1 protein-coding gene is annotated in these 1,611 nt (G+C 55.7%); it reads right to left on the bottom strand.

The window, feature by feature from the left end:
- A partial coding sequence (locus tag CFR80_RS18045) for an ISL3 family transposase (RefSeq protein WP_110507845.1) occupies positions 1–1,607 on the bottom strand: 1,607 nt, incomplete at its 3' end.
- Positions 1,608–1,611: the final 4 nt, after the last annotated feature.

The raw sequence follows: 1,611 nt of genomic DNA, 5'->3' as shown, positions 1-1,611 counted from the left end.
TGGAGGACACGAGCCCTGAGGAGTTCGAAGCCTGCTCTTCCGAACATGGTTCGCTTGATCATTTTCAATCGGCTGATCTGTCCTTCAACCGGGCTGGTTGTCCATGGTGTGACGAGAGAAGCTTCAATGGCAGCAGCATCCCGTTCAAGCGCAGGAATCAAACGCGATAGCAGCGTCGTTTTCCCTTCTTCCAGCAGGGCCTTCAGATCGCCTTCCTTTCTGGTGTCCTCCTTTTTACAGAGGAGGTTCTGCATTTTCCTGAGCCAGCAGAGCGTGACAGCGAGTTGCGGTTCGGCTTCCAGAAGGGCAGGAACAGGTAGCCCGTCCTGTCGTCCAGCAGACAATGGATCATCTGCAAGAAGAAGGCGTGCAAGTTTGCGCCCCAGAGGGGGCGAGACATACGCGGAAGAAATGGGTTTCGTGGAAATACCCTGTCGCGTCGTCACCCATTTCCGGACAATGCCATATTTTCCTGTAAACCCCTGCTCCAGGAGTTCCCGCCATAGCTGGCGAATATTCCGACATCCTTCGACCCATCTCTTTTCCAGATGGGATATGTAAGGCCCGAGTATGCTGCGTGTCGGAACCGTCCTTTTCCATGTTGGCGCATGGCCCCGCTGAAACCAGCGCCGCACGGTTTTTCTCTCTACTCCGATCGTTGTGGCGATAGCCTGAATACTGTGCCCTTCTGCTTTCAGGGCAAGAGCTTCATTGAAAAGAGTTTCACGTCGCTCCCCAGAGACTGACCTGATGAGCGTCTGCGCTTCTTCTGGTTGTGTCCTGACTGTTCCAGACGTTTCGCTCAATGTCGTTGATGCGCTGAGTTGTCGCGTCAGGGTTCTGACTGTTGTCGTGAAACGGCCCAGTATGCTGACAAAAGCCTCTGACAGGTTCTTCAGCAGATGCCAGCGGTCCGTCACCTGAAGAGCTGATGGCGCGCCTCTATGGCATCCATCTGCATAAGCACCGGCACGGTCTCTGGCAATGATTTCAACACCGGGGTGGGCCTGCAGCCATTGGGCCAGGGTCGCAGCCTCCCGATCTGGCAGGAGGTCAATGACATCATTTTTCTCAAGATCGACCACAATCGTTCCATAGTGATGTCCCCGTCGCCATGCCCAGTCATCCACTCCTACCACGCGTGTAGGGGGCATGTCTTTCCTGGTGTTCCGTGCCCGGGAAAGGAGGCGGCGAATGAGAGTGTCCGGGCTGATGGGGCAACACAGGCGCACGGTCATTCGTGCACCAGCGGAACCGCCCAGGGTATGGGCGATATAATAATGAAGATCGGTAAGACGCGTGGTCTGTCTGCCATGACGTACGGTTATCCCGTCAAGGGGCATCACAAAGGTCCGACGTGGACAGACCGCAGCCTGACAGAAAAAGCGTGGTACAGAAACGATCAGCGTGGCCGGACGGCCCTGCCATGGAAGATCCGCAAGTTTTCTCTGATAGAAGCTGTGAATGCGTTGTGTCGGGCACTGACAGTCCGGACACAGTACACTCCGCTTGCGCAGACCGACTTCGATCTCCACTCTGTTGTCCAGTGCAACAACACGACGAACGACGAGGGAACGGGGAAGATCAAGGATCCGAAGGCGTGACACTGGG

Source organism: Komagataeibacter oboediens, from assembly GCF_003207815.1.
Taxonomy (GTDB): Bacteria; Pseudomonadota; Alphaproteobacteria; order Acetobacterales; family Acetobacteraceae; genus Komagataeibacter; species Komagataeibacter oboediens.
Note: the sequence above shows the minus strand (reverse complement) of the source record. Positions and strands in the feature narration are given on the sequence as shown.